The 4,637-nt window shown below is 41.5% G+C and carries 3 protein-coding genes; all 3 read left to right on the forward strand.

Annotated elements, in window-relative coordinates; all coding sequences use genetic code 11:
* Positions 1-1,714: GH25 family lysozyme (locus QZZ35_RS09285; RefSeq protein WP_291237144.1), on the forward strand; the 1,714-nt coding region annotated here is incomplete at its 5' end.
* Positions 1,715-1,729: 15 nt separating this feature from the next.
* Entirely contained in the window at positions 1,730-3,685 is a 1,956-nt protein-coding gene (locus QZZ35_RS09290) for a L,D-transpeptidase family protein (RefSeq protein ID WP_291237145.1), read from the forward strand.
* 129 nt (positions 3,686-3,814) lie between these two features.
* A partial coding sequence (locus QZZ35_RS09295) for a hypothetical protein (protein ID WP_291237146.1) occupies positions 3,815-4,637 on the forward strand: 823 nt, incomplete at its 3' end.

The raw sequence follows: 4,637 nt of genomic DNA on the forward strand, positions 1-4,637 counted from the left end.
CGGCTGCATTTTACTGGCAGCCAGCCTGATCGGCAGCAGCAGTTTGTCAGTAAAGGCCATAGATATAGAGGAGACAAAAGTTTCGTACACAGAAACTCAAGTGGAACGGCAGACGGATTATCGGGAGAACAGTTGGCGATATGAGGATGGAGATCGTATCGAATCCGGCATTTTAAGAACAGCAGAAGCAGATGAGGAATATGAAAATGCATGGACCTATGAAAACGGTCACTATGTAAACTCGGCCGGAGAACCGATTGAGGGGGCTTTGGCAAAGGGGGTTGATGTCAGTACCTTTAACGGGGAGATTGACTGGGAAACAGTAAAAAACGAAACGGATATCGACTATGCAATTCTTCGATGCGGATACGGAAATGATTTTGAAGATCAGGATGATGCCCAGTGGGAGCGAAATGCATCCGAGTGTACACGTGTGGGCATGCCTTTTGGTGTTTATATCTATTCCTACGCTCTGGATACAGAGGAAGCTTTAAGTGAAGCGGAACATGTGCTCAGACTGGTGGAAGGATACGATCTTGATCTGCCGATCTATCTGGATCTGGAAGATGAAAAATATACCGGATCTTTGTCAAATGAGGAGATTGCAGATATTGCAGAAGTCTTTTGTGATAAGATTGAGGAAGCCGGTTATGAGGTCGGAATCTATGCGAATCTGTACTGGTTTAATAATAAGCTGACTGATCCCCGTTTTGACCGGTGGGAAAAGTGGATCGCCCAGTATAACGAACAGTGTGATTATGAGGGCGAGTATGGAATGTGGCAGTGTACATCTACAGGAAAGGTAAAGGGCATCGAAGGAAATAGCGGAGAGGTGGACCTGAATTTTGATTACATTGATCGTGGATATAAAGATATTGAATTATATCCGGTTCAGAATTTAGTTGCCGAACCGGCAGGGAAGTCCAGGATCATTTTGTACTGGGAATATGTGTCCGGTGCTGAAGGATATAAAGTTTATCGTAAAGTTGAAGGTGAAGAATCCTTTTCACCTTGCGGTATAGCCGATGATACAAGTTTTCTTGATGAAAATGCTGTGGATGGTGCATATAATTTTTATCGCGTATATCCTTATTTTACAGATGATGATGGTCAAGAAGTTATTGGAGGCAGTGATAAGTATGTGTATTCGAAACCGGGACCTGTACCGATCCAAAATATTTCGGCAGAACCTTATGGAAAGCAGAAAGTTCTCATTCATTGGGAAGAAATTGAGGGAGCGGATGGATACATTATTTACAGATCCGTCGGAGGCGGAAAATTCTCATATCTTTATATAAAAGAAAATACGACATATATTGATATGAAAGCTTCGGATACGGAATACAATTATTATCGCGTGTACCCTTATTATATGGATGATGATGGCAATCGGGTGGTTGCTTCAAGTATTAAATATGTCTACGCCAAGGGGCTTCTTCCGGCGGTTACAGGACTTAAAGCGGTCTCAAATTCAGGGAATGTAACAGTGAGCTGGAATAAGATCAGTGATGCGGACGGATATATAATCTATCGTCAGGTTGGCGATACGGGGAAATTTCAGTATCGGTATATGGTGTCAGGCACGTCATTTAAAGACATGACAGCAAGTAAAACCGAATATAATTATTATCGTGTTTACCCTTATCATATGAACAATGGCGAGAGAATAGTGAATACACAAAGTATTGCCTATGTATATGCAATGGCAAAATAAAGGAGGAATGAAGGAATGAAGAGATGGTATAAGCGACTGGCTGCAGGTCTTTTGACCGGAGCGATACTTGTATCTAGTTTGGGAGCCGGGGCCTATGCAGAAAGTACAGACCCGACAGTGACAGAAAACGTTGAGAGTACCGTTGAAACGGATGAGGAAACAGAAAGTATTGATGAGACAGAAAGTGAAACAGAGATTCAAACGGAGACAGAAACGGAAGAGGAGACTGAAGAGCCGGAACAAAAAGAATTAAAAGCGGTAACAAATTTAAAAGCTGTCGGTGTTGAAGAGAATACTGTTAAGTTAGATTGGGATGCAGCAGAAGGTGCAGACGGATATCTTATTTATCGCCAGATTGGCAAGACATCTTTTGAATATCTGGCAGAGACAGAAGAAACAACCTATACGGATAGCTCAGCTTCCGCGGAAGAATATAATTATTACAGAGTATATCCATATTATATGGATGGGGAAACAAAGGTTACGGGACCTTCAGACACCTATGTCTATGCAAAGGGTATCGCACAGGTGACATTAGCTCCTGTCGGAAATTTGAAAGCGGCAGCTTGTGCACAGGGACAGATCCGTTTGAAATGGGATGAAGTAGAAGGTGCAGACGGATATCTTATTTATCGTCAGATTGGTAATGGAAAGTTTGAATACAGATATATGGTCAGTCGTACAGAATATACAGATAAGACAGCTTCTGAGACAGAGTATAATTTCTACCGGGTTTATCCATATGTCATGGTTGGAGAAAATCGGGTTGTCGGCCCATCCGATACCTACGTTTATGCAACGGCTGTTTTGCCGAGAACATTGACAGCTGTTACAAACTTAAAAGCAGCTGCAGTGGGCAAAGGCAGTGTAAATCTTAAATGGGACGCTGTGGAAGGTGCGGATAATTATCTTATTTATCGTCAGATTGGCGATGGCAGCTTTGAATATTTGTATATGGTAAGTAAAACAGAATATACGGATAAGACAGCTTCCGAAGATGAATACAATTATTATCGTGTTTATCCTACCTATGTAAACAACTTTGTGAGAATTACCGGTCCATCGGATGCTTACGTCTATGCGAAAGGAAGTCTTCCGGTTTATCTCGAAGCGGTTAAGAATTTGTCTGCAAATACGGCAGGAAAGAGTCATGTATATATAAGATGGGATGCGGTAGAAGGTGCCGAAGGTTATTTGATCTATCGTTCCATCGGCGGCGGTAAATTCGAATATTTATATATGAAAACAACGACAGACTATTCAGATTTACATCCATCCGAGGATGAATACAATTATTATCGTGTTTATCCGTACTATACATATGAGGGAAGACGTATTGTTGGTCCATCCGATACATATGTTTATGCAAAGGGAAGATTTGACCAGGGCTGGCATTGGATCGGCGGATATAAACGTTATGTCAAAGAAGATGGTGAGATCGATAATGATGTTTCCCGACTTGTTTCAGGACCGTATCTGATTAAAGTATATAAATGGGGAAATTATCTGATTGTTTTTGCAAAAGATGAAAATGGCGAATATAAAGTTCCTGTAAAAGCTATGATTACATCCTGCGGTGAAAATACACCAACAGGCACTTATTATTCACCAAATAAATTCAGGTGGCTTACAATGGTCGGCGGTTCAAAGGCCCAGTGGTGTACACAGATTTCCGGTGACTATCTGTTCCATTCGGTACCGTATCGTATTGAGGATCCGACCACATTATATGTAGATTCTATGTATAACTATCTTGGAACGACCCAGTCTCTGGGATGTATCCGATTACAGGCCGGAGAAGCAAAATGGATCTATGATAACTGTGAATTGGGTACCGAGATTTATATTACACCATATGAAGACTCAGGCCCGATTCCAAAACCGGATTTCCAGCCGATACCATCCTGGCATACATGGGATCCTACGGATCCTACAACCCGGTATTTGTGCGAAGAAAACGGATGTCATTAATTAGACAAATGTTGACATTTAAACAAGATATGATATCATAATATTAAAAGATATAAAGTGGGGGGTTCTCTGCAGGTAAGTAGACTTACAAAGGTTTTTGGAAATTTAAGAATGTGAGGAGTAATGGGTATGAAAAAAATTAAAGGAAGGATTTTTGCTGTTTTATTAGCAACAACTGTGATTACAGGCGGTATTGCTACAAGTGCATTGGCTGCAGAAACAGAATCCGAAAGTAAAATAGTTGTCATGGAAGCAGAACAGTCTGCATCAGAAGAACAGTCTGCGTCAGAAGAACAGTCTGAACAGACAGAAGAAGTAGAAGATTCAGAAGAAGCCGTTTCAGAAGTTGATGAGACGATTTCGAACTCTATAGCGGATACAGAAGAAAGCATTGATACAGAGGTTCCACAGGAATCTTTGGAAAGTGCAGAAGAGATTTATGTTCCGGAAGAAAACTCAGTATTCGCATATGTCGATGGTGCTGAAGATGCGAACATTGATACACCGGATGTTGATGAGAAAGTTGTTTATTTGACAGTGATCACAGATGCGCTTAAGGGCAGATTTGTTGATCATACAAATCCGACATTTGAAACACTTCCGGCAACAGATGGTGCCGTTTATATTCTTCCGGAAGTTCAGGCATATCCTGGATATGAGTTTATCGGTTGGGTCGTTAGAGGTAAACAGCATCAGTTCTTCGGGCCTCGTTATAAGGCTTTGGATTATGTAAACAAGGCATGGTATGATAAAACAGAGCAGGTAGGTACGCTTCTTGTAGAAGCTGTTTATCTGTGTAAATTACCACCGATTCCACCATGTACAAAACCATGGCCACCATGCACAGAAACAGAAACTGAGCCGATAACGGACACAGAGCCAACAACAGATACAGAACCGACAACGGATACTGAGCCGACAACAGATACAGAACCGACAACGGATACTGAGC

This window comes from Frisingicoccus sp. (assembly GCA_016298055.1).
Lineage (GTDB): Bacteria > Bacillota > Clostridia > Lachnospirales > Lachnospiraceae > Frisingicoccus.